The sequence below is a fragment of the Streptomyces sp. NBC_01497 genome, assembly GCF_036250695.1.
Taxonomy (GTDB): domain Bacteria; phylum Actinomycetota; class Actinomycetes; order Streptomycetales; family Streptomycetaceae; genus Streptomyces.
The window spans coordinates 6,879,649-6,905,390 of sequence record NZ_CP109427.1 but is presented as its reverse complement, the minus strand read 5'-3'; the positions used below and the strand labels follow the sequence as shown (position 1 = coordinate 6,905,390).

Annotated in this window: 24 protein-coding genes; 7 read left to right on the top strand and 17 right to left on the bottom strand. The window is 73.2% G+C overall.

Annotation, left to right across the window (positions count from 1 at the left end; genetic code table 11):
- Positions 1-178: 178 nt before the first annotated feature.
- Positions 179-1,684: an SCO1417 family MocR-like transcription factor gene (locus OG310_RS29245; protein WP_329458838.1), complete on the bottom strand. Its 1,506-nt coding sequence runs from the start codon at positions 1,682-1,684 to the stop codon at positions 179-181.
- Between the two features lie 79 nt (positions 1,685-1,763).
- Here OG310_RS29245 and yczE point away from each other — a divergent pair, with 79 nt between their 5' ends.
- The 4 genes from yczE to OG310_RS29225 all read left to right on the top strand — a co-directional run bounded on the left by yczE (position 1,764) and on the right by OG310_RS29225 (position 5,316).
- Complete coding sequence (gene yczE / locus OG310_RS29240; protein WP_443078751.1) at positions 1,764-2,450, top strand: membrane protein YczE; 687 nt, start codon at positions 1,764-1,766, stop codon at positions 2,448-2,450.
- Entirely contained in the window at positions 2,447-3,217 is a 771-nt protein-coding gene (locus OG310_RS29235) for a glycerophosphodiester phosphodiesterase (protein WP_329458836.1), read from the top strand. The genes yczE and OG310_RS29235 overlap by 4 nt, the downstream gene beginning before the upstream one ends.
- A 68-nt stretch (positions 3,218-3,285) precedes the next feature.
- On the top strand, positions 3,286-4,674 hold the full coding sequence (locus tag OG310_RS29230) for an MFS transporter (RefSeq protein ID WP_329458835.1): 1,389 nt from the start codon (positions 3,286-3,288) through the stop codon (positions 4,672-4,674).
- A 267-nt stretch (positions 4,675-4,941) separates the two neighbouring features.
- Positions 4,942-5,316, top strand: coding sequence for an RNA polymerase-binding protein RbpA (locus OG310_RS29225; RefSeq protein ID WP_003959706.1), 375 nt, complete (start codon positions 4,942-4,944; stop codon positions 5,314-5,316).
- 343 nt (positions 5,317-5,659) lie between these two features.
- Here the strand turns inward: OG310_RS29225 and fxsA are convergent, their stop codons facing one another.
- The 4 genes from fxsA to OG310_RS29205 form a co-directional block, all read right to left on the bottom strand.
- Positions 5,660-6,250 (bottom strand): FxsA family membrane protein, encoded by a 591-nt coding sequence (gene fxsA, locus OG310_RS29220; RefSeq protein WP_329458834.1) that lies wholly within the window; start codon positions 6,248-6,250, stop codon positions 5,660-5,662.
- A gap of 87 nt (positions 6,251-6,337) precedes the next feature.
- Positions 6,338-7,165 (bottom strand): polyprenol monophosphomannose synthase, encoded by an 828-nt coding sequence (locus tag OG310_RS29215; protein ID WP_329458833.1) that lies wholly within the window; start codon positions 7,163-7,165, stop codon positions 6,338-6,340.
- Between the two features lie 553 nt (positions 7,166-7,718).
- Complete coding sequence (locus tag OG310_RS29210) at positions 7,719-9,359, bottom strand: amidohydrolase (RefSeq protein WP_329458832.1); 1,641 nt, start codon at positions 9,357-9,359, stop codon at positions 7,719-7,721.
- Between the two features lie 31 nt (positions 9,360-9,390).
- The gene (locus tag OG310_RS29205; protein ID WP_329458831.1) at positions 9,391-9,831 is read right to left on the bottom strand and encodes an Lrp/AsnC family transcriptional regulator; all 441 of its coding nucleotides are present in this window, start codon (positions 9,829-9,831) and stop codon (positions 9,391-9,393) included.
- A gap of 205 nt (positions 9,832-10,036) precedes the next feature.
- On the opposite strand from OG310_RS29205, the gene OG310_RS29200 reads away from it, so the two are divergent.
- Positions 10,037-10,438: a hypothetical protein gene (locus tag OG310_RS29200; RefSeq protein WP_329458830.1), complete on the top strand. Its 402-nt coding sequence runs from the start codon at positions 10,037-10,039 to the stop codon at positions 10,436-10,438.
- Between the two features lie 286 nt (positions 10,439-10,724).
- Here OG310_RS29200 and OG310_RS29195 read toward each other — a convergent pair whose 3' ends face one another.
- Together OG310_RS29195 and OG310_RS29190 are read right to left on the bottom strand one after the other, a co-directional pair.
- Positions 10,725-11,417, bottom strand: coding sequence for a TetR/AcrR family transcriptional regulator (locus OG310_RS29195; protein ID WP_329458829.1), 693 nt, complete (start codon positions 11,415-11,417; stop codon positions 10,725-10,727).
- Between the two features lie 210 nt (positions 11,418-11,627).
- The gene (locus tag OG310_RS29190) at positions 11,628-13,007 is read right to left on the bottom strand and encodes a peptidase C39 family protein (RefSeq protein WP_329458828.1); all 1,380 of its coding nucleotides are present in this window, start codon (positions 13,005-13,007) and stop codon (positions 11,628-11,630) included.
- A 209-nt stretch (positions 13,008-13,216) separates the two neighbouring features.
- Between OG310_RS29190 and OG310_RS29185 the strand changes: the two genes are divergently transcribed.
- Together OG310_RS29185 and OG310_RS29180 are read left to right on the top strand one after the other, a co-directional pair.
- Positions 13,217-13,846, top strand: a complete 630-nt coding sequence (locus OG310_RS29185; RefSeq protein ID WP_329458827.1) for a uridine kinase family protein — start codon at positions 13,217-13,219, stop codon at positions 13,844-13,846.
- 414 nt (positions 13,847-14,260) lie between these two features.
- Complete coding sequence (locus OG310_RS29180) at positions 14,261-16,195, top strand: AAA family ATPase (RefSeq protein ID WP_329458826.1); 1,935 nt, start codon at positions 14,261-14,263, stop codon at positions 16,193-16,195.
- A gap of 159 nt (positions 16,196-16,354) precedes the next feature.
- On the opposite strand, the gene OG310_RS29175 is transcribed toward OG310_RS29180, so the two are convergent.
- The 10 genes from OG310_RS29175 to ribD all read right to left on the bottom strand — a co-directional run bounded on the left by OG310_RS29175 (position 16,355) and on the right by ribD (position 25,568).
- Complete coding sequence (locus tag OG310_RS29175) at positions 16,355-17,461, bottom strand: hemolysin family protein (protein WP_329458825.1); 1,107 nt, start codon at positions 17,459-17,461, stop codon at positions 16,355-16,357.
- Positions 17,458-18,960 (bottom strand): hemolysin family protein, encoded by a 1,503-nt coding sequence (locus tag OG310_RS29170; RefSeq protein WP_329458824.1) that lies wholly within the window; start codon positions 18,958-18,960, stop codon positions 17,458-17,460. The genes OG310_RS29175 and OG310_RS29170 overlap by 4 nt, the downstream gene beginning before the upstream one ends.
- Before the next feature lie 183 nt (positions 18,961-19,143).
- Entirely contained in the window at positions 19,144-19,680 is a 537-nt protein-coding gene (locus OG310_RS29165) for a PH domain-containing protein (protein ID WP_329458823.1), read from the bottom strand.
- Between the two features lie 168 nt (positions 19,681-19,848).
- Positions 19,849-20,694, bottom strand: coding sequence for an ATP phosphoribosyltransferase (gene hisG / locus OG310_RS29160; RefSeq protein WP_329458822.1), 846 nt, complete (start codon positions 20,692-20,694; stop codon positions 19,849-19,851).
- A gap of 219 nt (positions 20,695-20,913) precedes the next feature.
- Positions 20,914-21,186 (bottom strand): phosphoribosyl-ATP diphosphatase, encoded by a 273-nt coding sequence (locus OG310_RS29155; protein WP_329458821.1) that lies wholly within the window; start codon positions 21,184-21,186, stop codon positions 20,914-20,916.
- A 13-nt stretch (positions 21,187-21,199) separates the two neighbouring features.
- Positions 21,200-21,706 (bottom strand): 6,7-dimethyl-8-ribityllumazine synthase, encoded by a 507-nt coding sequence (ribH, locus tag OG310_RS29150; protein WP_329458820.1) that lies wholly within the window; start codon positions 21,704-21,706, stop codon positions 21,200-21,202.
- A 189-nt stretch (positions 21,707-21,895) separates the two neighbouring features.
- Positions 21,896-23,194 (bottom strand): bifunctional 3,4-dihydroxy-2-butanone-4-phosphate synthase/GTP cyclohydrolase II, encoded by a 1,299-nt coding sequence (locus OG310_RS29145; protein WP_329458819.1) that lies wholly within the window; start codon positions 23,192-23,194, stop codon positions 21,896-21,898.
- Complete coding sequence (locus OG310_RS29140; RefSeq protein WP_329458818.1) at positions 23,191-23,853, bottom strand: nicotinamide mononucleotide transporter family protein; 663 nt, start codon at positions 23,851-23,853, stop codon at positions 23,191-23,193. The genes OG310_RS29145 and OG310_RS29140 overlap by 4 nt, the downstream gene beginning before the upstream one ends.
- The gene (locus OG310_RS29135; RefSeq protein WP_329458817.1) at positions 23,850-24,467 is read right to left on the bottom strand and encodes a riboflavin synthase; all 618 of its coding nucleotides are present in this window, start codon (positions 24,465-24,467) and stop codon (positions 23,850-23,852) included. The genes OG310_RS29140 and OG310_RS29135 overlap by 4 nt, the downstream gene beginning before the upstream one ends.
- Entirely contained in the window at positions 24,468-25,568 is a 1,101-nt protein-coding gene (gene ribD / locus OG310_RS29130; RefSeq protein ID WP_443078906.1) for a bifunctional diaminohydroxyphosphoribosylaminopyrimidine deaminase/5-amino-6-(5-phosphoribosylamino)uracil reductase RibD, read from the bottom strand.
- Positions 25,569-25,742: the final 174 nt, after the last annotated feature.

Sequence of the window (25,742 nt, the reverse complement as noted above, 5' to 3'; positions counted from 1 at the left end):
CCGGCGGGCCGGCCGGCCGGCGCGCGGAACAAGGTCCCCGTACCGACCGGCCCGCCCCTCGCCCGCGTGCCGCACCCGGACGCGGGTCAGGCGCGCTACGCACGTACGCGGACGGCCGCCAGCCGCTCGCGCACGCAGCGGGCGCGCGCACCTCCCACCGGGGCGGACCGCCCGGCGCTCACGCCACGAACGTGCGCGGCGAGACGTGCGGCGCCGCGCCCGACTCCAGCAGCGCCGCCGCCCGGCCGAGCCGCGCCGCCGCCTCGACGGCCACCGGCCCCGCCACCGTGAACGGCAGCCGTACGTACCCCTCGAAGGCGCCGTCCACCCCGAAGCGCGGCCCCGACGGCACCCTCACGCCCATCCGCTCGCCGACCTCCGCGAGCCGCGAGCCGGACAGGCCGCCCGTGCGGACCCAGAGCGTCAGGCCCCCGGCCGGGACGTGGAACTCCCAGGCCGGCAGCTCGGCACGGACCGCCGCGACGAGCGCGTCCCGGTTGCCCTTCGCCTGGGTACGGCGCAGCTTCAGTGCCTCCTCCCAGCCGCCGGTCCTCATCAGCCAGTGCACCGCGAGCTGTTCGAGCACGGGTGTGCCCATGTCCGCGTAGGCGCGCGCCGCGACCAGCGAGCGGATGACGTCGGGCGCCGCCCGGACCCAGCCGATCCGCATCCCGGCCCAGAACGCCTTGCTCGCCGAGCCGACCGTGATCACCGTGCTGCCCGCCGGATCGAACGCGCAGACGCGGCGCGGCATGTCGACGTCCTCGTCGAGGATCAGCTCCGTCATGGTCTCGTCGACCACCAGCACCGTGCCGGCCGAGCGGGCCGCGTCCACCAGCTGCCTGCGCTGGTCCTCGTCGGCCAGCGCGCCGGTCGGGTTGTGGAAGTCCGCGACCACGTACGCGAGCCGGGGCGCCGCGTCGCGCAGCGCCTGCCGCCAGCGCGGCACGTCCCAGCCCTGAAGTCCCTCGGCCATCGCGACGGGCACCAGGCGGGCGCCCGCCTCGCGCATCAGCTGGAGGATGTTCGCGTAGGAGGGGGACTCGACGGCGATGCGCTCGCCGCGCCCGCCGAACAGGTGACAGATCGCGTCCATGGCGCCCATCGCGCCGGTGGTGACCATGATCTGTTCGGGCATCGTGGGTACGCCGAGCGCGGTGTAGCGCTCCGCGAGCAGCTGCCGCAGCGCCGGCACCCCCGCCGGGTAGTCGCCGTGCGTGTGGGCGTACGGCGGGAGTTCCTCCAGCGCGCCGCCGACCGCCCGGGTGAGCCAGGGCTCGGGCGCGGGCAGCGCGGCCGTACCCAGGTCGATGAGCGAGCCCAGCGATTCGGGCGGGAGCGGTTCGAGCCCGCGTGCGGGCAGCGGGTTGCCCGCCGGGACGGCCGTCCAGCTGCCCGCTCCCCTGCGCGACTCCAGGAACCCCTCGGAGCGCAGCGCCTCGTAGGCCGCGGCGACCGTCGTACGGCTCACGCCGTGCGCCACCGCGAGTTCGCGTTCGGCGGGCAGCCGGGCGGCGACCGGTACCCGGCCCTCCAGGACGAGCAGTCTGATGCCGTCGGCGAGCGCCCGGTAGGCGGGCTGCCTGCGCGCGCGGGCCGCCGGAGCGCTCGACGGGCCGGGGCGTTGCGCCGCGAGTTGCCGGGCGAGCTGGGTCGCACCGACCGCGGATGTCCACTGGGCCATGAAAGCGGGCCACCTTCCCCGGATTGGCCATGGTTGGCACCGATCGGCCTGCCACAGGCTGGCGATGTCCGGTCCACCGATGTCATGGAAAGGGTACGCCGTGCCCCTCACGCCCCGGCCGGCCCGGCGACTGCCGCGCCGTCTCACGCAGCTCTACGCGGGACTCGTGCTGTACGGCGCGTCCTCCGCCCTGATCATTCGCGCCGATCTCGGGCTCGAACCGTGGAACGTCCTCGGACAGGGCGTCGGCCACCTGATGGGACTGTCCATCGGTACGGTCTCGATCGTCGTGGGGGCCGCCGTGCTGCTGCTGTGGATCCCGCTGCGGCAGCGCCCAGGGCTCGGCACCGTCTCCAACGTCGTCGTGGTGGGTCTCGCCATCGACGCGACCACGGCCGTGGTGCCGCATCCCGGCGCCCTCGCCGCCCGCATCGCCCTGCTGGTCGCCGGGATCGTGCTCAACGGCGCCGCGACCGGGATGTACATCGGGGCGCGGTTCGGCGCGGGGCCGCGCGACGGCCTCATGACGGGCCTGCACCGGGTGACCGGCCGGTCGATCCGGCTGATCCGCACGGCGATCGAGGTCACCGTGGTCGTCGCCGGTTTCGCGCTCGGCGGGTCACTTGGCGCCGGCACCGTCGCGTACGCGCTGGCGATCGGGCCGCTGGCCCAATTGTTCCTGCGGATTTTCGCCATCCCGGCGGGGGACGGCGGGCCCGCGGCCGTCGCCGGGGCGACACCACAGGGGGCCATACTTCGCCCGTGACCCCCGTACGCCACCGCCATCCCTACCTGGACCGTCCGACGCCGCTGGCGTTCGCCCACCGGGGCGGCGCCGCCGACGGCGTCGAGAACACGGCCGCCGCCTTCCGCCGCGCGGCGGAGCTCGGATACCGCTACTTCGAGACCGATGTGCACGCCACCGCCGACGGCCGCCTCGTGGCCTTCCACGACGAGACGCTGGACCGGATGACCGACGCGCGGGGCCGCATAGGCGACCTGTCCTGGGCCGAGGTGAGCCGGGCCCGGGTCGGGGGGCGGGAGCCGCTCCCCCTCTTCGAGGACCTGCTGGCCGAGTTCCCGGACGCCCGCTGGAACGTCGACGTCAAAGCGGCGTCCGCGCTCCTGCCTCTTCTCGACCTGCTCCGCTCGACCGACAGCTGGGACCGCGTCTGCGTCGGCTCGTTCTCCGAGAGGCGCGTGGCGCGCGCGGCCCGGCTCGCGGGACCCCGCCTGGCCACCTCGTACGGGGTGCGGGGCGTCCTCGGCCTGCGGCTGCGGTCGCTGGGGGTGCCCGCCCCGGTGCGCAGGGGCGCGGTGTGCGCGCAGGTGCCCGTCGAGCAGTCCGGGATACGGGTGGTGGACCGCCGCTTCGTCGCTCAGGCGCACGCCCGCGGACTCCAGGTGCATGTCTGGACGATCAACGACCCGGATCGGATGAGCGCGCTCCTCGACCTCGGTGTGGATGGCATCATGACCGATCATCTGGAGACGCTCCGCGCGGTGTTCGCCTCGCGCGGGGTGTGGCGCTGACCGGCCGGCGCCGACCGCTCCGGCCGACGGCTGCGGACCGGCGCACGGGGGACGGGGAGGGACACGGGTTGACCGCCGACACCGTGGACGCGGACAAGGCCGCTGCCGAGGACGGGCCAGGGGCCCGCAGGCGCGAGCAACGCGGATGGTATTTCTACGACTTCGCCAACTCGGTCTACTCGACGAGCGTGCTCACGGTCTTCCTCGGGCCCTACCTCACCTCGGTCACGCGCCACGCGTCCGACGCGCAGGGCTTCGTGCATCCGCTCGGCATACCCGTCCGGGCGGGGTCGCTCTACGCGTACACGATCTCCGTGTCGATCGTGATCGCGGTGCTGCTGATGCCGTTCGTCGGCGCTATCGCCGACCGGACGGGCCGCAAGAAGCCCCTGCTCGCCGCGGCCGCGTATGTCGGCGCGGCGGCCACGGCGGGCATGTTCTTCCTCGACGGGGACCGCTATCTGCTCGGCGCGGGTCTGCTGATCGTGGCGAACGTGGCCCTGCCCGTTTCGTCCGCGCTCTACAACGCCTACCTGCCGGAGATCGCCGAACCCGAGGAGCGGGACCGGGTCTCCTCCCGCGGCTGGGCCTTCGGCTACACGTCCGGCGCGTTCGTGCTGATCCTCGACCTGGTGCTGTACTCCGGGCACGACTCCTTCGGCCTGACGCAGTCGACGGCGGTGCGGATCTGCCTGGCGTCGGCCGGCGTGTGGTGGGGCGTGTTCACGGTGGTGCCGCTGCGGAGGCTGCGCGATCGCCGCGCCGCCGCCCGCGGCGCCACGAACGGGCCGGCCGGGGGTGCCCGCGGCGGGGCGGGGGGTGGCTGGCGGCAGCTGGCGGGAACCCTGCGGGACATGCGGCGCCACCCGCTGACGCTGGCCTTCCTGCTGGCGTACCTGATCTACAACGACGGCATCCAGACCGTGATCTCGCAGGCGTCCGTCTTCGGCTCCGACGAGCTGGGGCTCGGGCAGACGACGCTGATCGTCGCGGTGCTCCTGGTACAGATCCTCGCGGTCGCGGGCGCCCTCGCGATGGGCCGCCTCGCGCGGGTGTACGGAAGCAAGCGGACCATCCTCGCATCGCTCGGCGTATGGATTTTCATCCTGGTGGGCGGGTATTTCCTGCCGTCGAAGGCGCCGGTCTGGTTCTTCGGGCTCGCCGCGGCGATCGGGCTGGTGCTCGGCGGCAGCCAGGCCCTGTCCCGTTCGCTGTTCTCGCACATGGTGCCCGCGGGCAAGGAGGCGGAGTACTTCTCCGCGTACGAGCTGAGTGACCGGGGCCTGAGCTGGCTCGGGCCGCTCGCCTTCGGCCTGGCGTACCAGCTGACCGGCAGCTACCGGGTGGCGATCGTCTCACTTCTGGTGTTCTTCGTGGCGGGTTCCTTGCTGCTCGCGCGGGTACGGGTGAGACAGGCGGTGGCCGAAGCGGGCAACGCCGTACCCGAGCGGATTTAGACGCCGGGCTGAAAGGGCGGTAGTGTACGCGTTTGGTCTGCCAGCCGTACCGTTCCTGCGTGGTTCTGTATGTAAAATACGGGGTGACATCTCTAGTCAGAGGTGACAATCCGGGCGCTGGCGGGTACGCGAACACCAATGAGGACCAGCGCTACGACGGGCGACGCAGCACCGGAACGGGAATCTTTACCGCCGACCGGACGTTGACCGGATGACGACGACAGTGACACTTTGTCCTGTGGGCGACAAGCCCGGGAGGCACGATTCATGAGTGAGCGAGCTCTCCGCGGCACGCGACTTGTGGTTACCAGCTACGAGACGGACCGCGGCATCGATCTGGCCCCGCGCCAGGCGGTGGAGTACGCATGCCAGAACGGCCATCGTTTTGAGATGCCGTTCTCGGTAGAGGCAGAAATTCCGCCGGAGTGGGAGTGCAAGGCGTGCGGCGCCCAGGCACTCCTGGTGGACGGGGACGGCCCCGAGGAGAAGAAGGGCAAGCCTGCTCGTACGCATTGGGACATGCTCATGGAGCGGCGTACGCGCGAGGAGCTCGAAGAGGTTCTGGCCGAGCGGCTCGCCGTTCTTCGGTCCGGTGCCATGAACATCGCCGTACATCCGCGGGACAGCCGGAAGTCAGCCTGACGCCGGACCACCCCTGCGCGAGATCGTGACCGTGAACGACAAGCCGCGGGCCCCGACACCTTTCCGGTGCCGGGGCCCGCGGCTTTCCCGTACGCTCCGCCTTCTCACGCTCGCGCCTGTCGGGTTCGCGCCCGTCACGCCGGTGGCGCGGTGAGGGTGCGGGTCGACGGCGACACGGCGGTGACGTCCTGCGGAGGGCGCAAGCTCGCGCGCTGCACAACCGTGCTGAGGGCCGCCCGGGGCCCGGGGCCGCCCTACCGGCGCCGTGGCGCCGATGCCCCGCCCGAAGGTCGGCCTCCGGACACCGGGCGCTCCGTGGGCCGCACGGAGGCCGCAGAGGGCCTCACGGGGTGAGCGGCGGCCTCGGCCCCTCGTCCTCGCGCGACGGGCGCTCGCCGCCGGGCTCGTCGTCCTGGACGACCTCGCCCTGGACCACCTTGCCGTCCTGGCTCATCCGGGTGCGCTGAGCCTGCTGGAAGGCGTCCTGGAGATCGTCGGGCACCGAGGCGCGGACCCGCTTGTCCATCGAGCGGTCCGCGAACCGGCCGACGACCGAGCGGACCGGCGGGATCAGCAGGAGCAGGCCCACCACGTCGGTGAGCAGACCGGGGATCATGATCAGCAGGCCGCCCAGCATCAGGAAGCCGTTCCTGCTGGAGTGGGCGCTCCGCTCGGGGCTCACCCCGCCCTGCTGCTGTTGCTGGAGGGTCGCCCGCAGGTTCTGGAAGGCACGCCGACCCGCCGTCTTCACGACCACGGAACCCCCGACGATCCCCGCCACGATGATCAGGAAGACCACCAGCCCGCTGGTGGCGCCGCCGACGAGCGTCAGCAGCCAGATCTCCAGCGCGATCCAGACGAGGATGCCGAGCGGCAGCAGCGCCCGGGCGCGGGAGCGCTTCGGCGCGGTCCCCTGCGGCATAGCGGTGGTCATCTCTCCAGTGTGCCTTCCGGCACGTCCGTGCGGCGTAAGAGGGTGATCAGGATCCCGCGCCCGCCGGGCCGGCGGTGCGCGGCAGGCTCAGGACGTCTCGGCCGGCCGGGACTCGGCGGCGCCGTCCTCCCGGGCGGCCGGCCCGCCGCCGAAGGGGCGGCGGCCGAGCAGGCGGTTGGCACGGGTCTCGACGCCCCACGCGGTGACCCGCCACAGGGCCTCCACGAAGATGTCCCTGCTCATCTTGGAGTCGCCGACCTCCCGGTCCACGAAGGTGATGGGCACCTCGATCACATGGAACCCGGCCTCTACGGCCCGCCGGGCCAGGTCGACCTGGAAGCAGTAGCCCTGCGAGGCGACCTCGTCGAGGCCGAGGCCCTCCAGGGTCTCCTTGCGGAAGGCGCGGTAGCCGCCGGTGACGTCCTTCATGGGCACGCCGAGCAGCAGCCGCGAGTAGGTGCTGCCGCCGCGCGAGATGAGCTCCCTGGTGCGCGGCCAGTTGACCACCCGGCCGCCGGGCATCCAGCGGGATCCGAGGACCAGGTCGGCGCCCTTGAGGGCGGTGAGGAGGCGGGGCAGTTCCTCGGGCTGGTGGGAGCCGTCGGCGTCCATCTCCACGAGGACGCCGTAGCCGTGGTCGATACCCCAGCGGAAACCGGCCAGATAGGCGGCCCCGAGGCCTTCCTTGCCCTTGCGGTGCAGCACGTGCACATGGCCGTCGGCGGCGGCGATGCCGTCGGCGATCACGCCGGTACCGTCCGGGCTGTTGTCGTCGGCGACCAGGATGTGGGCATCCGGCACCGCGGAGCGCACGCGCTTGACGATGGTCTCGATGTTTCCCGCCTCGTCGTAGGTCGGGATGATCACCAAGGCCGAGCCGAGCGGGCCGAACCGCCTCTGACCGCCGTCGTTCACTTGTGCTGCCCCTTCGTCGTGCCGCGCCGGGGGACCACCATAGCGAGCACCGCGGCGGGGGTCGCTTCCACGGGGGCATGTTGTCCGCGAGCAGGGCGTCGGGCGGGGCGCGCTGACGCCCCGTCGGCCGGGGGCCCGGCGCGGGCCGCGGGCTGCGGACCGGGCCCCGGCGTCCTTCGGGCCGACCTGGGGCCCGCTGGCTGCGGGCCGTCCGAAAGCCGTTGTCTACTGAACGCCGGGGCCCCGTCCGGGTCGCACCCGCCGACCGGCTGAAACCTTCCCGCACCGCTGGTGCGCCGAGGCTGGGCCTGGCTCCCAGTGGAGGTGCGCCGGTGCGGCGCACCGCCCCTGACCCAGTGGCGTTCGGCGGGGCGTGGAGATCGCCGGACGGTCGTGCTGTGGTGGACTCGCCGAACCTACCCGCCCCCGGCGCCTCACTGTCAACACGCGTTCCACCTGCAACGCTTCGGCGAACCAGCAGGTCAGCGCCGAAGATCCGCAGGTCGCCGGGCAGCCCCGGGCCCCCGCTCAGAGGTGCGAAATGTCCCGGACCTCACCCGTTCGGGTGCCTGAAGATGGTTTGTCCTCCGACCACGGTCTCCAGGCACTCCGGCAGCGGACGGCCGGGCGTCAGGTCGGGCAGTCCCGGCGTCCCGGAGCGCGGGTCCGTCGACCAGCGGGCCACCCGGTCGTCCGGCGCCTGCACGACGAGTTCCCCGGTACGCCAGATCGCGTAGTCGGCGGGGGCGCCCGGCACAAGGGTGCCCGCGTCGTCCCGGCCGATCGCCCGCCAGCCACCGCGGGTGTGGGCCGTGAAGGCGGCCCGCACGGAGACCCGGTGCTCCGGGGTGCGGTGGAAGGCGGCGGCCCGGACGGTGCCCCAGGGATCGAGGGCGGTGACCGGGCTGTCGGAGCCGAGGGCGAGCGGCACCCCGGCCTTCAGGAGCGCCGCGTACGGGTTGAGCGTCCTGGCCCGCCCGGCGCCGAGGCGCGCGGCGTACATGCCGTCCTCGCCGCCCCAGGCGGCGTCGAAGGCCGGCTGCACCGAGGCGGTCAGACCGAGTTCCGCGAACGCCGCGACCGTCTCGGGGGTCAGCATCTCGGCGTGCTCGATCCGGTGACGCGCGGCCCGCACCCGCCCGATGCCCAGGCGATCGGCGACGGCGCGCACCCCCTCGACGACGACGGCGAGGGCGGCGTCCCCGATGGCGTGGAAGCCCGCCTGTATCCCGGCCTCGGTGCAGGCGGCGACGTGCGCGGCGACGGCGGCGGCGTCCAGGTGGGCGGTGCCGGTGCCCCGGGCGTCGGCGTACGGCTCGGCCAGGCAGGCCGTGTGGGAACCGAGCGAGCCGTCCACGAACAGGTCGCCCGCCGCGCCCAGCGCGCCGAGTTCGCGCACCCGCAGGGCCTCCTTCGCGTCCGCGACCTCCTGTGCCCAGTACCCCTGCACGCGGGGGTACCGGCCGCCCGCGGCGAGGGCGAGCAGCGCGGTGAAGTCGTCCTCGTCGGAGATCTCGGGCCCGCCGCACTCGTGGAGGGAGCCGATGCCGAGGGACGCGGCGCGGGCGAGGGCCGCGCGCTGCGCGTCCGCCCGCTGGGCCGCGGTCACGGCTCCGAGCGCGGCGGCCCGCACGGCGTGGTGCGCGTCGCCGGTGAGCGGCCCGTCGGCCGCGTAGCCCGTACGGCCCGTGACGCCGGGAACGAGCTCCAGCAGGGCCGTGGTGACGACGGCGGAGTGCACGTCGACGCGCGTGAGGTAGAGCGGCCTGCCGGCGGCGGCCTCGTCCAGTTCCGCGCGGGTGGGCGGGCGCAGGCCGGGCCAGCGCGCCGCGTCCCAGCCGTGGCCGAGGAGGATGCGGTCGGCGGGGCGTGCGGCGGCGAACGCCCGGACCCTGCCGAGCGCGTCGGCGAGGTCGCGCGCGCCGGACAGGTCGAGCCCGGTCAGGGCGAGGCCGGTCGCGGTGGTGTGGACGTGGGCGTCGGTGAACGCGGGGGTGACGAGCGCGCCGTCGAGGTCGACGACCTCGTCCACGCCCGTCGCGAAGGAGTCGGCCGCGCCCTCCGAGCCGACCCAGGCGACGTGCCCGCGTTCCACGACCATCGCGGTGGCGAACGGATCGGCGGGGCTGTGGACCTCTCCGCCGCGCAGCAGCACGGTGCGGAGTTCGCTCTCGGGGGCGGTGCTCGGGTTCATGGGTACCAGTCTGGCGCCTCCCCCGCCCCGCTCAGATCCGGGGCGGCCGGGACTCGTAGGGGGTGGACAGCACGACGGTGGTGCGGGTGGAGACACCGGCGAGCGTACGGATCCGGGTCAGCAGGTCCTCCAGCTCGACCGGGGCGGAGACCCGGACCTTGAGGATGTAGTTCTCCTCACCGGCCACGCTGTGGCACGCCTCGATCTCGTGGATGCCGGAGAGGCGCTCCGCGATGTCGTCGGGGGCGCTCGGGTCGAACGGTTTGACCGAGATGAAAGCGGTCAGCGGCAGGCCCACGGCCTCCGGGTCCACGACCGCCGCGTAACCGCGGATCACACCGCGCTGTTCGAGCCGCCGGACCCGCTGGTGCACCGCCGACGTGGAAAGGCCCGTAGCCTTGCCCAGGTCGGTGTAACTCATCCGGCCGTCCTTGACGAGCAACTCCACGATCCGACGATCCAGCTCCTCCATACGGATCAACCTATTCCCCCAGGTCGCTCCTGGCACAGCCGGGCCGGAAGTGCGATGATCCACAGGCATCCCGTGTGACGAAGACCACAGGTTCGGCCGGGGGTCGATGGAGACCTCGCGGTTACCTGGCGCGCGCGGCGGGAAGTGCTTGCTGTGGTCGAGACCACACGAGCCTGGTCGGCCCATCCGAGGGGGAATGACTCCAATGCAGAGCCTCAAGCGCACCGGTACGTCCACACCGGCGCCCGTCGATCCCGGCGACTTCTCCGCCTACGAGGACGGCGAGTTCGACGACACCTTCGAGATGTACCGGGTGATCTGCCCCGCGTGCGCGCAGCCGATCGCCCTGCTCGCGGACGAGGACAGCCTCCCGGAGCACGCCCTGTGCCCGACGCGCTGGAACCCCTTCGTGCTGTCCGTCTGCGCCGGTACGGGCAGCGCGGCCGCGGACGCCCGGCCGGCGGACGCGACCGCCGAGGCCCACGAGCAGGAGGCGGGGCTGCTGCTGACGCTCCCTCAGGGGCTCGACTGGCGCACGCAGCCCTTCTCGCACGTCGGCGGCCCGGGATCGCGTCCGGTGGTGGTGGTCCACCCCAGCGCCGCCTGACGGGCACGGAAGGCCCGCGCAGCCGGACGGGACCCGCGTGCGCCCTCGCGGGGTCCCCCGACGGCCAGCGGGTCCGTCAGGGGCCCGTACGGCCCCGTGGGCCGCTGAGGCCGCGCGGGTCACCACCGGGAAGCCACGGGAAGCCGCCGGGGCTCCAGCGGCCCGTACAAGGAGTTCTGACGCGCCCTCAGGGGCGCCGGGGCGCTGAACGCCTCGGCGCGTGCGGCCGCGGCCGCATGGCCACGCCCTCACTCACCCCGCGGGCGGCGTGCGGGCCGTCCGCCCGTCACTCCCCCGTCGCGTCCCTCGGCCCGTCCGGCGCGGGCTCCCGGCCGGTGACCGGCCGCCAGTCGGGGTCGGGCGGCGGTGAGGGGCACTCCGGCGCGAACTCCTCGATGGTGTCCAGCGTGTGCCGGAGCATCCGGACGAGCAGGTCGCGCGGGATCTCCAGGGCGAGGTCCTGGTGGCCGAGCCATTCGAGGGTGAGCCACTCCACACTGCTCAGCCAGCCGAGCAGAGCGAGCCGGGCGATCGCCGGCATGTCCTGCGTGCCGTAGGCGCCTTGGGCGAGCGTGAGGACGAGCCCCTCCCGCACGGCGTCCCTGATCGCCTGCACCTGGGTGTCGAAGCCCACCCCGCCATTGATGATCGTGCGGTACGCGGACTCGTTCTCCTGCGCGAAGCGGAGGTACGCCTCGACGGTGCGCTGCACCCGGACCGTGCGCGGCAGGCCGGGGTCGCTCGCGGCGAGCATCACGAGTTCGTGGACGGAGTCCTCGACGATGGCGAGGTAGTAGCCGCGCTTGCTCTTGAAGTAGTAGTAGATCAGCCCTTTGGCGACCCCGGCGTGGCTCGCGATGTCGTCCATAGACAGTGCGTCGTAGGACGTCTTGGCGAACAACTTCCGTCCGGTGGCGATGAGTTCCGTGCGCCTCAGCTGCGATCGCGCCGAAGCGCCGCTCTGCTGACTACCGTTCACACTCGCGCCCTGCCCTCCGGCTGTCACGGAACGGCAGTATGTCAGAGTCCGCACACCACCCCGCCCCGAGGGGTTACCGCCGGACACCGCAGGTCGCGTGGGGCGCGAACCGGGGCGCGAACCGATGCCACGGGCCGCCGGCAGTGTGCTCGCGGTGTGTCGGCCGTGTGTCCCCGGCGCCCGTCGGACGCCGGGGACACAACGCGACGGTCAGAGCAGCCCGAACGACCTCAGGGCGCGCTCCTGTGCCTTTGTCGGCCGCGGCGGCCAGTAGACGTACACGACGCCGCCCGAGCCGGAGGAGACGCCTCCGGTGGCGTTGTAGCGCTTGGTGCGCAGCCAGATGGTCTCGAACTCGGAGCGCTTGTAGATGTTGCGCACCGCCGCGTCGTCCTCCGACGCCGGGTCGTTGGCGACCACGTCACCGTCGGCCGTGAAGCCCACGATCGCCATCAGGTGGCCCGAGGTCCCGTAGCCCGCGCCGGTCAGCTCGGTGGCGAGGAAGGACTGCGAGGTGATGACGGGGACGCCGGCGCCGATCAGCGTCTCGATGTCGGTGAGCGAACCGAGCCGGGTGACGGCGGCGTTCATGCCCCGGCTCGCCGCGTAGGCGGCGTTGAAGGGCCAGTTGCCGCAGCCCTCGTACTGGTAGTCGTAGGTGAAGCGGGCCGCGTTGTCGACCTGCGGGTCCGCGTACGACGGGTCGACCCAGGCCACGTCCGTACGGGTCGGGCCGTGTCCCCAGTAGTCCAGGACCATCGAGGAGGACGTCGGGCTGCACCACGCCTCGCCGCCGTTGTCGTACTGCGGGTACTGGCCCTTGTGGATGTCCTGCGAGTAGGCCGGCACCCGCAGTTCGCGCGCGAGGCCCGGCTTCGAGGCGGGCACCGTGAAGCGGGCCGGGACGGCGGACGCCATCGCACCGAGGCGGCGCACGACGGGCGTCAGGCGGGTGCCGGGCGTGCGGTACAGGGTCAGCCTGAGCTGGTACGAGGGGACGCGCAGGGTTCCCGACTCGTCGTCCAGCGCGAAGGTGTCGGTGGAGATGGACGAGCGCCCGTCGGCCTGCCCGTCCAGGGAGGTGCGCCGGATGTCCCCGTCGGCGTCGCCCGCCGTCCAGCGGCCCATCACGTACCAGGGGGTGAGCGTGCCGTCCGTGTAGCGGCCCTGGAGCTCCACCTGGAGCCAGGTGCCCGCCGGGGTGTCGGCGTTCCAGTGGGCGACGATCTCAGTGGCCGGCACGGAGGAGCGGTGGACCGGGCTGGTCCAGGTCGCGTACTCCCAGGCGGCAGTGGTGCCGGTGTGCGGGTCCGCGTAGTCGGTGCGGCCCGCGGCACGGCCGATGGCGATCCCGGCCGTGGACCCGGGCAGCACGAGGGTGCCGCGGCCGCTGCCCGACTCCCAGTCGTGGCGGCCGGCGAAGAACGCGTTGTCCACGAGGGACGCGGCAGCGCCCCCGGGCCGGTGAGCCGCGTCGGTGCCCGGGCTCGCGGCGAGCGCGGGGGCCGCGGATGCGGCACCGGTGCCCGCGGCGGCTGCCACCGCGACGGCGGCGGCGAGGACGGTTCTGCGCGAGGTGTGCATGGACATACGACTCCTGTTCGGAGGTGGCGCGGCAGACGGCGGGTGTCGACTGGTCGAACGGTGCGGCTCGCGCCCACTATTGCCTCTCCCACCGGTCCGATGCCACACATCGGCGCCGACTCGCCCCTACCACTATTGGTCTGAACCACTGGCGCTGCCTGCGACAACACGGTCGGGAGGCCCCCCGCGCGGGGCACCGCACGTAGGCTGGGCGGATGGACGACCTGGCCGCCACCGCCGCCCTGCTGGCCGCCGCGGCGCCCTCCCTGGGGCCGGTGCGGCTGGTCGCGGTGGACGGGCACGCGGGCTCGGGCAAGAGCACGTTCACCGGGCGGCTCGCGGCAGCGCTCGGCGGGGCGCCCGTCCTGCGCCTGGACGACGTCGCCACGCACGACGAGCTGTTCGCCTGGCTGCCCCGCCTTCACGAACAGGTCCTCGCACCGCTGGCGCGCGGGCGGGACGCGCGGTACGCGCCGTACGACTGGACCGCTCGCCGGTTCGAGGGCGCGCGCACCCTGGCGGCCGCTCCGGTCGTCGTACTGGAGGGGGTGGGCGCCGGACGGGCCGGGCTGCGGCCGTGGCTCGCCGCGCTGCTGTGGATGGAGCGGGACGCCGCCGGCTCCTGGGAGCGGGGCCGGCGCCGGGACGGGCCGGAGCTGACGGCCTTCTGGGAGGGCTGGACCCGCGCCGAGTCGGATCATTTCGCCGCCGACCCGTCCCGGCCGTTCGCCGACGCGCTGGTGCGGGAGACACCCGCGGGATACGCGGTGACGCCCGTGACGGGAGGCAGACTCACCGAGGCCGCCCGCAGGACGCCCTGCCCGCGAAATCGTCACGCACCGTGATGCCCGGGTAGTCGTTCCGCGACGGTTGGGCGCCGGCGGCGGCGAGCGGTCCAACTCGGCTTGACCGGGGGGCGGTACTGGTCTTACGTTCTGAATGTGCGGCTTTGGTTCGGCCGCCCCGAGACACGAAGCCCCCGGTCGTTCCCCCGTGATCGGGGGCTTCGTTCTGTCCTCCACCGCCCGAGGGGCCTCCCCCGGCCCCGCCGCGCGTTCCGCACCCCTCTTTTCCTCACCCTGAGTGAGCGCGTACGGCGCCCCGGTGATCGGGCCCGGTCCGAGTACGGCCGCCGCCCACGCGGGTACGATGCACTGCGGTGCGGTCATATCCCGTCCGCCAAGAGGTGGTTCAGCAGCGGCCGACGGGCAACCGCCCGCCGGGACACCACGGGGTCACGGTGCGGGTGGGGGGCCTGGATGGACATCGGCGGCACGCAGGGCTGGGCGGCCCCGGCGGACCTCGCCTGGGTGCGCGGCGTCGACGCGTACACGATGGGCGCCTACCAGCAGGCCGAGGAGGAGTTCCGGACGGCCGTGAGGCTGGACCCGGGTATGGCCGACGGCTGGCTCGGACTCCACGCGCTGCGCGTGGACACCTCCACCGCCCTGCTGCGGATGTACGCGGGCCGCGACCGCTTCGGCGAACAGCGCGCGCTGCACGGACGCACCCTCAACTCCTGGTACTGGCTCGGCTGGTGGGTCCAGCCGATCCTGGAGACCGGGCGCGACCTGCTGCTGGCCCATGCCTCGCACTGGCTGGACGGCCGCCGCGTACCCGAACTGGACCACGCACTCGCCTCGCTGCCGTCCGCCGACGCGGACCCGCAGGTGCGGTTCCTGAGCGCCTGCCGGGCCTACCTCGTCAAGGACTGGGAACTGCTGGCCCGTTGCACCGACCCGCTGCTGGACGATCCCCAACTGGGCACCGAGGCGGGACTCTTCGGCGGCATGGCCAGGATCAGACTGGAGATGTACGGGCAGGCCGAGCCGCTGCTCGCCACCGCGCTCATGCGGTGCAGGAGCGAGCAGCCGCAGCGCAAGGAGCTGCGGTACTGGCTGGCCCGCGCGCACGAGGGCACCGGACGCAGCGCGGCGGCCTTACCCCTGTACCGGGCGGTGCACCGGCTCGACCCCTCGTTCATGGACACGGCGGCGCGGCTCGCGGCGATCGCCGACGCCGACGGCTACGAGGGCCTGGACCCGGCGGACGGGGGCCCGTTCGACCTCGCCGATCCGGCCGGGGCGATACCGGTCGCGCTGACGGGCTTCGGCGGCGACGCCCTGTCCGACGCGCAGACCGAGCCGGACGCGGCCTTCACCGTCGACCCGCGCTACGGCGTCGGTGTGCCCGGCGCCGGGGGTCCCGTCGCTCCCCCGGTCTTCCCCGACGAGATACGCGAGCGGACGGATCCGCCGCTCCGGCAGCCCGCTCCTCCGGCCTTCCCCGAGTCGCCCACCGACGCGGTGCTGCTCGCGGAGGCGCTGGCCCAGCTGGAGCGGATGGTGGGCCTTGAACCGGTGAAGCGCCAAGTCAGAGCGCTCTCGGCGCAGTTGAACATGGCCCGGCTGCGGGCCTACGAGGGCCTGCCCGTCCAGCCGCCGAAGCGGCACTTCGTCTTCCTCGGCCCCTCGGGCACCGGCAAGACCACGGTGGCCCGGATACTCGGCCGGGTCTTCCACGCGCTGGGGCTGCTCGGCGGCGATCACCTGGTGGAGGCCCAACGGGCGGACCTCGTCGGTGAGTTCCTCGGCCAGACGGCGGTGAAGGCGAACGAGCTGATCGACTCCGCGATCGGCGGGGTGCTGTTCGTCGACGAGGCGTACAGCCTGTCCAACGCCGGGTACAGCAAGGGCGACGCGTACGGCGAGGAAGCCCTGCAAGCACTGCTGAAGCGGGCCGAGGACAACCGGGACAGCCTGGTGGTGATCCTCGCGGGCTACCCCGAGGGCATGGAGCGGCTGTTCGAGGCGAACCCGGGTTTGTCGTCCCGGTTCACCACGCGCGTCGACTTCCCGAGCTACCGGCCGCTGGAACTGACCGCCATCGGCCAGGTCCTGGCGGCGGACGGTGGTGACATCTGGGACGAGGAGGCGCTCGACGAGCTGCGCTCCATCAGCGGCCACGTCGTCGACCAGGGCTGGATCGACGACCTGGGCAACGGGCGCTTCCTGCGGACGCTGTACGAGAAGAGCTGTGCGTACCGCGACCTGCGCCTCGCCGGCTACCCGGGCACGCCGACCCGCGAGGACCTCTCCACCCTGCGGCTCCCGGACCTGATGCAGGCGTACGGCGAGGTCCTGTCGGCCCGGGGCCGCGGCCGGGGCCGGCCGGAGGGCGAGGAGCAGGACTGACGCACCCGGTCGCGGGGCGGGAGAGGCGGCCGGGCGTGCGACCTCACGTACGCCCGTAAGCCCCTGCGCTCGTCAGAGGCGGGGCCGCACGCGGACGGCCCACGCCCCCGGTGCCCGGTCGCCGCCGGTCCCGGTGTGCGGAGGCCGGCGGCGGCCGGGTCACGTCCGGGGGCTGAGCGCCAGGTCGCTCTCGCCGCCGGGCAGGGCGTCCCGGGCCGGCAGCAGCGGGCCCGTGTCCCGGTGCGAGGGGTCACGCACCTCACCCACCAGGGTCTCCAGGACGTCCTCCAGCGCCACCAGGCCGATCACCCGGCCCGAGGCGTCGGCGACCTGCGCCAGGTGCGTCGCGGCCCGGCGCATCACGGTGAGCGCGTCGTCCAGCGGGAGTTCCGCGCGCAGCGTGGTCATCGGGCGCCACAGGTGCTGCGGCACGGCGCGTTCCGGCGCCTCCAGATCGAGGACGTCCTTGACATGCAGGTAGCCCATGAAGGCGCCGCCCGCGGCCGCGCACACCGGGAAGCGCGAGTAGCCGGTGCGTACCGTCAGCTCCTCGATCTCCCGGGGGGTGACGGCCGCGGTGACCGTGATCAGCGAGGCGCGGGTGAGCAGCACGTCGGTGACCGGTCTGCTGCCCAGTTCGAGCGCGTCCTCCAACTGCTCCTGCGCCTCCGGTTCGAGGAGGCCCGCCTGGCCCGAGTCCTCGACCAGGCGGCCCAGCTGGACACTGGTGTACACCGCGTCGATCTCGTCCTTGGGCTCCACCTGGAACAGCCGTAGCACGAGCCGTGCGCAGGAGCCGAGCGCGGCCGTCACCGGGCGGCAGGGCCGGGCGAAGGCGACGAGCCAGGGGCTCAGCCACAGCGCGGCCTTGTCGGGTGCGGCCATGGCGAGGTTCTTCGGGACCATCTCGCCGATCACGAGGTGCAGGAAGGACACCAGTGCCAGCGCGATCACATAGCCGACGGGGTGCACGAAGGCGTCGGGCAGGCGCACGGCCTGGAAGGCCGGCTCCAGCAGCTCGGCCACGGTGGGCTCGGCGACCGCGCCGAGCGTCAGCGAGCAGACCGTGACGCCGAACTGCGCGGCGGCCATCATCTGCGGCAGGTTCTCCAGTCCGTAGAGGGTCCTGCGGGCGCGGGCCGAGCCCTTGCGCGCGTACGGCTCGATCTGGCTGCGGCGCACCGACACGAGGGAGAACTCGGCGGCCACGAAGAAGCCGTTGGCGAGGACGAGCAGCAGGGCGCAGATCAGCTGGAAGGCGCTCATCGACGGCCTCCCGCGCCGGCGCCGGCCCTCGTACGGGTACCGGCCGGGCGTCGCCCGCCGGACTCCGCGCGATCGGCGGTCTTCGCCGTCCGGCCGCCGGCAGGCGCGGCTTCCCCGGCCCGCGCCGGCGCAGCGTCCTGCTCGGCGCCCTCCGGCCGGTCCGCCGGGGACCCGTCCGGTATCGACGGGGAGCCCGTACGGACGATCCTGACCCGTTCTGCGCGGTAGCGGTCCACCTGGCGTACGGAGAGCCGGAAGCCGGGGAGCTCGACACGGTCGCCCGGGACCGGGATCCGGCCCAGCAGGTCGGCGACGAGGCCGGCGAGGGTCTCGTAGGGCCCGTCGGGCGCCTCCAGGCCGATGCGCCGCAGGGTGAGCACCCGGGTGCTGCCGTCGACCTCCCAGGCGGGGCGTGCGTCCTCCGCCGCCACGGACACGATCTCCGGCCGGGCGTCGCCCTCGGCGTCGTGCTCGTCGCGGACCTCGCCGACCAGTTCCTCGACGATGTCCTCGATCGTGACGACACCGGCCGTGCCGCCGTACTCGTCGACGACGACGGCTATCGGCTGCTCCGTGCGCAGCCGGGCGAGCAGTTGCCGCGCGGGAAGCGTCTCGGGCACCAGCAGCGCGGGTATGGCGATACGGGAGACGGGCGTGCGCAGCCGCCGGTGGGAGGGCACGGCCAGTGCGTCCTTCAGGTGGACCATGCCGACGATCTCGTCGATGCGGTCGTGGTAGACGGGAAAGCGCGACAGGCCCGTCGCGCGGGTGAGGTTGACGACGTCCGCGGCGGTCGCGTCGCTCTGCAGGGCGCTGACCTTCACACGCGGCGTCATCACGTGCTGGGCGGTGAGGCCGCCGAGGCCGAGGGACCGTACGAACAGGTCGGCCGTGTCCTGTTCGAGGGTGCCCGCCTGCGCCGAGTGGCGGGCGAGCGAGACCAGTTCGCCGGGCGTACGGGCCGACGCGAGCTCGTCGGCCGGCTCGACTCCGAGCATCCGGACGATGCGGTTCGCGACCCTCGTCAGCAGGGCGATGACGGGGTGGAACAGCAGCGTGAAGCGGTGCTGCGGGCCCGCCACGAACCGCGCGACCTGGAGCGGCTTGGACACCGCCCAGTTCTTCGGGACGAGTTCCCCGATCACCATCTGGGCGCCGGACGCGATCAGCATGCCGAGCACGACGGCGATCGCGTCGACCGCGCCCTGGGGCAGTCCGGTCGCGGACAGCGGTGGTGCGAGCAGGTCGTCGAGAGCGGGTTCTGCGAGCATGCCGACGACCAGTGAGGTGACGGTGATGCCGAGCTGGGTGCCGGAGAGCTGGAAGGACAGCTCCCGTACGGACTTGACGACGACACCGGCACGCCGGTCACCGGCGGCGGCGGCGCGCTCGGCGTCCGCCTTCTCCACCGTGACGAGGCCGAACTCGGCGGCCACGAAGAAGCCGTTGGCGAGGATCAGGACGAGTGCCGCTGCGAGCAGCAACAGGGGGACGATCATGCCGCCGCCTCCGGAGAGGGGACGGCGCAGGTACTACCGGACTTTCCGTCCATTGCTGGAGGGAGTCACTCCTCGATTCGAGACGATTCCCCGCGGGCCGGTACCGGCCACGGGTTGCGGGGCGGGGCGCGCCAGGGGCCCCGCCCCACAGAGTAGTCAAGACTGCGCTGCGGGGCGCGTGCCTCAGCGGGCGTCGCCGCCGGTGCCGCCGGACGGCCCCGCGGACTCGGTGCCGGTACCGTACGCGTCGACGAGCGCCCGCAGCGCGAGGGCGTCGCGGATGGCGCTCTGCCGTGCGATACCGGGCTGGATGCCCATCACGGGCAGGCTGGTGCCGTCGCTCAGGTCGAGGAAGACCCAGGGGTCGCCCTGGCGCAGATTGACCCGCAGGACCTCCGCCCAGGCCAGCCGCCGGACGTTTGTGAGGTTCACCACGGTCAGCCCGCCGGCCTCCGCGACGACCTTGGGCCGGCTGAGCACCGCGAGGACGCCGAGGAAGATCGCGGCGAGGACGACGAAGCTGGCCTGTTCCCAGGGCGCCGCGCTGTCGAGCAGCAGGGAGACGACCGTGATGACCACGAACATGACGACCCCGACGCACAGAGCCACGATCCGGGTGCGCTGCGGCCGGAACGTGACCGGCAGCACCGGCGGTCCCTGCGGGGCGGGCGCGGCGGGCGTGTGGTCCCGGTCTTCCTCGGGCGGCGTCGACGACGGCATCGGCTGGGCTCGTTCCTCACGTGCGGGATTCGCTGGACCTGCCGGGGACGCGCGACGCGATCCCGGCCGCCCGGGATCGTACCGGCACGGACCCGGCGGGGCGGTGCCGTGCGGACCCCGGGACGGTGCCGTGTCGCGTGGCGCCCCGGGGCGGCGCGGGAAGGACCGTCAGAGCCGGCAGGCGTGGATGGCGGTGGTGAGGATGGCGCGGGCGCCGAGCTCGTAGAGGTCGTCCATGATCCGCTGTGCGTCGACGGTGGGCACCATCGCCCGGACGGCGACCCAGCCCTCGTTGTGCAGCGGCGAGACGGTCGGCGACTCCAGGCCGGGCGTGAGGGCGACGGCGCGCTCCAGGTGCTCAGCACGGCAGTCGTAGTCCATCATCACGTACGTACGGGCCACCAGGACGCCCTGGAGGCGGCGCAGGAACTGCCCGACCTTGGGGTCCTCCTCAGCGCCCGTGTGGCGGACGACGATCGCCTCGGAGGTCATGATCGGCTCGCCGAGCACCTCCAGGCCCGCGTTGCGCAGCGAGGTGCCGGTCTCCACCACGTCGGCGATGACCTGGGCGACGCCGAGCTGGATGGCCGTCTCGACGGCCCCGTCCAGGTGGACGACGGAGGCGTTGATGCCGCTGTCCGCGAGGTGCTTGGCGACGATGCCCTCGTAGGAGGTGGCGATCGTCATCCCGCCGAAGTCCTCGATGCCCTTCGCCGCCCCCGGCTTCGTGGCGTAGTGGAAGGTGGAGCGGGCGAAGCCGAGCGGCAGGATCTCCTCCGCGTCGGCGCCGGAGTCGACCAGCAGGTCCCGGCCGGTGATGCCGATGTCGAGCCGGCCCGAACTCACGTAGATCGCGATGTCCCGGGGGCGCAGGTAGAAGAACTCGACCTGGTTGGCCGGGTCGACGAGGACGAGCTCCTTGGACTCCTTGCGCTGCCGGTAGCCGGCCTCATGGAGCATCGCCGACGCAGGTCCGGACAGTGAACCCTTGTTGGGAATGGCGATGCGCAGCATGGGAACGGCTTCCTTCGGTGCGGGGTGGGTGCGGAGTCGGTGCGGTGGTGCTGGTGTGATGCGGTGCGATGGTGTTGATGCGGTGCGGTGCGGTGCCGCAGGATGCCGCCGGAGCGTCATGCCGCTGTGCCGTCGTGGCGACGGCGGTGCGGGCCCCACGCGCGGGCGCCGGAGCCCGCGCCTCCCCGGACGGCGCCGGGGAGCGCGGACAGCGGCGGCTCACAGATGCGCGTACACGTCGTCCAGGCTGATACCGCGGGCGACCATCATCACCTGTACGTGGTACAGGAGCTGGGAGATCTCCTCCGCGGCGGCGTCCTTGCCCTCGTGCTCGGCGGCCATCCAGACTTCGGCGGCCTCCTCGACGACCTTCTTGCCGATGGCATGAACGCCCTTGTCCACCAGTTCGGCGGTGCGGGAGGTGGCGGGGTCGCCCGTGGCGGCCTTCTGCTGGAGCTCGGTGAAAAGCTCCTCGAACGTCTTCTTGGACATGGTGCGGCTCACTCTATCGGGATGCCCCCGACGACTGCCGCCAGGGTTCGGCGACGGTGCGCAGGATCGTCGCCGTGGCGACCGCGGCGGTGACCGCCTCGTGGCCCTTGTCCTCCGTGGAGCCCTCAAGGCCCGCGCGGTCCAGCGCCTGCTGCTCGGTGTCACAGGTCAGCACACCGAAGCCGACGGGGACACCGGTGTCCACGGAGACCTGGGTCAGCCCCTGGGTGACTCCCTGGCACACATAGTCGAAGTGCGGTGTGCCTCCCCGGATGACGACGCCGAGCGCCACGACCGCGTCATAGCCGCGCTCCGCTACGGCCTTGACGACCACGGGAAGCTCGAAGCTGCCCGGGACCCGCAGCAGCGTCGGCTCCTCGATGCCCAGCTCGTGCAGGGCGCGCAGCGCGCCGTCGACGAGGCCGTCCATCACTTTCTCGTGCCAGCTGGCCGCGATCACGGCGACCCTGAGGTCTCCGCAGTTCTTGACGGTCAGTTCGGGCGCGCCCTTACCGCTCACTTCGGTCCCTGTTCTCTCGGTTCATGACGTCCATGACGTCCATGACGTTCTTCGGTTGTTTCTTGTAGGCCATCGGGCCGTTCGGTTCGTGACGTCCCGTACGCTCCCGCGGCGTTCCCCGGCCGCACCGGTCCGGCCGGCCGGTGGCGCGCTCCCCCGGCGCGCCCGTGGCGGCCGGGCCGCCACGGCTCACTGGTTGCCGCAGGCCGAGGCGGGGATGGGGGCGTCGAGCCAGGGCAGGTCGTGACCCATGCGGTCGCGCTTCGTGCGCAGGTAGCGCAGGTTGTGCTCCCCCGCCGTGACGGGCATGGGCTCACGCCCGGCCACCACCAGGCCGTGGTTGCTGAGCGCTTCGGTCTTCTCGGGGTTGTTGGTCATGAGGGTGAGGCTGCGCACGCCGAGGTCCTGGAGGATCTGGGCGCCGGCGGCGTAGTCGCGGGCGTCGGCGGGCAGCCCGAGCTCCAGGTTGGCGTCGAGCGTGTCGAGGCCGCGCTCCTGGAGTTCGTACGCGCGGAGCTTGGAGAGCAGACCGATGCCGCGCCCCTCGTGGCCGCGCAGGTAGACGACGACGCCGCGGCCCTCCTCGACGATGCGCCGCATGGAGGCCTGCAGCTGGGGGCCGCAGTCGCAGCGCTGCGAGGCGAAGACGTCGCCGGTCAGGCACTCCGAGTGGACGCGCACGAGGACGTTCTCGCCGTCGCCGATGTCGCCGTGGACGAGCGCCACGTGCTCGACGCCGTCGGCCGCCGAACGGTAGCCGAACGCGGTGAACTGCCCGAAGGCGGTGGGCAGTCGCACCTCGGCGGCGCGGTGCACGACCGGTTCGGCGCGGCGCCGGTAGGCGATCAGGTCCTCGATGGAGATGATCGTCAGGCCGTGCTTGCGGGCGAACGCCAGGAGCTGCGGCAGCCGCAGCATGGCGCCGTCCTCACCGGCGATCTCCACGATGGCGCCCGCGGGCCTGAGCCCGGCGAGGCGGGCGAGGTCGACGGCGGCCTCGGTGTGGCCGTTGCGCACGAGGACACCGCCGGCCCGGGCGCGCAGCGGGAAGACGTGGCCGGGCCTGACGAAGTCGGCGGGGCCCGCCGAGCCGCTCGCGAGCAGGCTGAGCGTGGTGGCACGGTCAGCGGCGGAGATGCCGGTGGTGACGCCGTGCCCGGGGGCCGCGTCGACGGAGACGGTGAACGCCGTGCGCATGGCCTCGGTGTTCTGGCCGACCATCTGCGGGAGTTCGAGCCGGTCGAGCTCGGCTCCCTCCATCGGCGCGCAGATCAGGCCCCGGCACTCGGACATCATGAAGGCGACGATCTCCGGTGTGGCCTTCTCGGCGGCGATGACGAGGTCGCCCTCGTTCTCCCGGTCCTCGTCGTCCACGACGACCACGGGGCGGCCCGCGGCGATGTCCGCGATCGCCTGCTCGACCGGGTCGAGGGTGAAGTCCTCGGCGTTGTCGGTGGTGTACCAGGTGGGTGTGGTGGTTGCTGTCATGCTGTCGCGCCTCCAAGCGCCAGGGAACCGGTGCGGCGGGAACGCAGCCACCAGTCGCGCATCCCCCACAGGACGAGGGCCAGATAGATCACGTAGACGAAGCCGGAGAACGCGAGGCCGCTGCTGAACGCGAGCGGCACGCCGACGACGTCGACCAGCAGCCAGGCGAACCAGAACTCGACCAGGCCGCGTGCCTGGGCGACCATCGCGGCCAGGGTGCCCACGAAGATGTAGGCGTCCTGCCAGGGGCTCCAGGAAAGGCTCGGGTAGGCCGTGAACAGGGCGCCGAGCGCCGCCGTGCCGAGCGCCGTGCCCGCGATCAGCAGGCCGCGCTCGCGCCAGGTCGCGAACCGCACGGTGACCGCGCCGCCGTCCGCCGCCCGGTCCTTGCCCCCGCGCGCCTGCCACTGCCGCCAGCCCCACAGGGCGACGACGATGACGATCAGCTGCTTGCCGATGCCGCCGCTGAGGTGTGCGGAGGAGTACGCGGCGACCAGGATCACGCCGGAGAGGAACTGCGCGGGCCACGTCCACACGGAGCGCCGCCAGCCCAGCGCCAGCGCGATCAGCCCGATGGTGTTGCCGATCATGTCGGACCAGAGGATGTGCTGGCCGAAGGCCGTGAACGCCTCGCCGTTCAGCCAGGAGAGCGTGCTCACCGCGGGAGCTCCTCTCCTGCTCGCCGCTCCGTGCCGAGCAGCCGCTCGACGTACTTCGCGAGGACGTCGACCTCCAGGTTGACCGGGTCGCCCGGGCCCTTGGAGCCGAGCGTCGTCAGCGCGAGCGTCGTGGGGATGAGGCTGATGGTGAAGGAGTCGGGGCCCGCGTCCACGACAGTCAGGCTCACGCCGTCCACCGTGATGGAGCCCTTCTCCACGATGTAGCGGCTCAGGCCCTCGGGCAGCCGGATCGTGATGACCTCCCAGTGCTCGGAGACCTTCCGCTCCGCGATCGTCCCCGTGCCGTCGACGTGGCCCTGGACGATGTGCCCGCCGAGGCGGCCGCCGACGGCGACGGTGCGCTCCAGGTTGACCGGGGAGCCGGCCACAAGCGCGCCGAGGCTCGAACGGTTCAGCGTCTCGGCCATGACATCGGCCGTGAACCAGTCGTCGGCGTGCTCGACGACGGTGAGGCAGACACCGTTGACCGCGATGGAGTCGCCGTGTTTCGCGCCTTCGGTCACCACGGTCCCGCGCAGCGTGAAGCGACAGGAGTCACCGAGGTTCTCGACTGCGGTGACCTCACCCAGTTCTTCGACGATTCCGGTGAACACTCAGCGCTCCTTGTGTGCGGTGGCGGCCGGTTCCGCCGCCGTCAGAGGTACGGCGGTGATCCGCAGGTCCGTGCCGACGCGGACGGACTGCGTCATGCGCAGTCGCAACGCGTCGGCGAGGGTGGAGATTCCGGCGTCGGCCAGGGCGGTGGGCCCCGCGCCGAGCAGGACGGGTGCGAGATAGCCGACGACGCGGTCGATCGCGCCGGCGGCGGCGAAGGACCCGGCGAGCACCGGTCCCCCTTCGAGCAGCACGGCGCGCACGCCGCGCGCGTACAGGGCGTCGAGCAACGCGGGCACGGACAGGCCCTGTTCGTCGCGCGGCAGCCGTACGACCTCGGCGGGCGCGCCCGCCGGCCCGACGTCGGGGGTGCCCGCGTCCTCGGCGACGGCGATCAGGGTGTGTGCCGCGCCGTCCAGGATCCGGGCGCCGGGGCGCAGGGCCGTCGCGGTGGTGTCGACGGCGACCCGCAGCGGCTGGACGTCGTCCGGGTAGCCGCGTGCCGCGAGGTGCGGGTCGTCGGTGCGCAGGGTGCCGGAGCCGACGACGACGGCGTCCGCCTCGGCGCGCAGCCGGTGCACGTCGGCGCGGGCCTCGGGGGAGGTGATCCACCTGCTGCTGCCGTCCTTGGCGGCGACCCGGCCGTCGAGGGAGGCGGCGTACTTCCAGGTGACGTGGGGCCGGCCGCGGCGTACGGACGTCAGCCAGGCGGCGTTGCCCTCCTCGGCTTCGCCGGCGAGCAGCCCCGCCGTCGCGGGGACGCCGGCGGCGCGCAGCGTGCCGCCACCGCCGGTGGCCTGCGGGGTGGGGTCGGCGACCGCGTAGTGCACCCGGGCGATCCCGGCCTCGATGAGCGCCTGCGCGCAAGGGCCCGTACGGCCGGTGTGGTTGCAGGGTTCGAGGGTGACGTACGCGGTGCCGCCGCGCGCCCGCTCCCCCGCCGCGCGCAGCGCGTGGACCTCGGCGTGCGGGCCGCCGGCCCGCTCGTGGAACCCCTCACCCGCGGGGCGCCCCTCGGCGTCGAGGATGACGCATCCCACGACGGGGTTGGGGCTGGTCGAGCCGAGGCCGCGCGCGGCGAGCTCCACGGCGCGCCGCATGGCGTCGATGTCGGCCTGGTCCGTCACCGGTCCCACCGGGTCCTCCTGCCTCTCGGGCACGGACTCCGGGGCCTGTCGGTGACGACAGAGAGAACGGGACCACCACACCGGGCACCCGTCGCTCAAGCCGTCCGTCGAGGACGGACATCCGAGCGAGGGCGCGCCCATGAGGGC

What these genes read in the sequence shown, in the direction of transcription:
- OG310_RS29245 (WP_329458838.1), bottom strand. Translation starts at nt 1,684, where the DNA reads ATGGCCCAGTGGACATCCGCGGTCGGTGCGACCCAGCTCGCCCGGCAA.
- OG310_RS29210 (WP_329458832.1), bottom strand. Translation starts at nt 9,359, where the DNA reads ATGAACCCGAGCACCGCCCCCGAGAGCGAACTCCGCACCGTGCTGCTG.
- OG310_RS29175 (WP_329458825.1), bottom strand. Translation starts at nt 17,461, where the DNA reads ATGAGCGCCTTCCAGCTGATCTGCGCCCTGCTGCTCGTCCTCGCCAAC.
- OG310_RS29200 (WP_329458830.1), top strand. Translation starts at nt 10,037, where the DNA reads ATGCAGAGCCTCAAGCGCACCGGTACGTCCACACCGGCGCCCGTCGAT.
- OG310_RS29205 (WP_329458831.1), bottom strand. Translation starts at nt 9,831, where the DNA reads ATGGAGGAGCTGGATCGTCGGATCGTGGAGTTGCTCGTCAAGGACGGC.
- OG310_RS29180 (WP_329458826.1), top strand. Translation starts at nt 14,261, where the DNA reads ATGGACATCGGCGGCACGCAGGGCTGGGCGGCCCCGGCGGACCTCGCC.
- OG310_RS29165 (WP_329458823.1), bottom strand. Translation starts at nt 19,680, where the DNA reads ATGCCGTCGTCGACGCCGCCCGAGGAAGACCGGGACCACACGCCCGCC.
- yczE (WP_443078751.1), top strand. Translation starts at nt 1,764, where the DNA reads ATGTCATGGAAAGGGTACGCCGTGCCCCTCACGCCCCGGCCGGCCCGG.
- OG310_RS29170 (WP_329458824.1), bottom strand. Translation starts at nt 18,960, where the DNA reads ATGATCGTCCCCCTGTTGCTGCTCGCAGCGGCACTCGTCCTGATCCTC.
- ribD (WP_443078906.1), bottom strand. Translation starts at nt 25,568, where the DNA reads ATGCGGCGCGCCGTGGAGCTCGCCGCGCGCGGCCTCGGCTCGACCAGC.
- OG310_RS29155 (WP_329458821.1), bottom strand. Translation starts at nt 21,186, where the DNA reads ATGTCCAAGAAGACGTTCGAGGAGCTTTTCACCGAGCTCCAGCAGAAG.
- OG310_RS29190 (WP_329458828.1), bottom strand. Translation starts at nt 13,007, where the DNA reads ATGTCCATGCACACCTCGCGCAGAACCGTCCTCGCCGCCGCCGTCGCG.
- hisG (WP_329458822.1), bottom strand. Translation starts at nt 20,694, where the DNA reads ATGCTGCGCATCGCCATTCCCAACAAGGGTTCACTGTCCGGACCTGCG.
- OG310_RS29185 (WP_329458827.1), top strand. Translation starts at nt 13,217, where the DNA reads ATGGACGACCTGGCCGCCACCGCCGCCCTGCTGGCCGCCGCGGCGCCC.
- fxsA (WP_329458834.1), bottom strand. Translation starts at nt 6,250, where the DNA reads ATGACCACCGCTATGCCGCAGGGGACCGCGCCGAAGCGCTCCCGCGCC.
- OG310_RS29145 (WP_329458819.1), bottom strand. Translation starts at nt 23,194, where the DNA reads ATGACAGCAACCACCACACCCACCTGGTACACCACCGACAACGCCGAG.
- OG310_RS29225 (WP_003959706.1), top strand. Translation starts at nt 4,942, where the DNA reads ATGAGTGAGCGAGCTCTCCGCGGCACGCGACTTGTGGTTACCAGCTAC.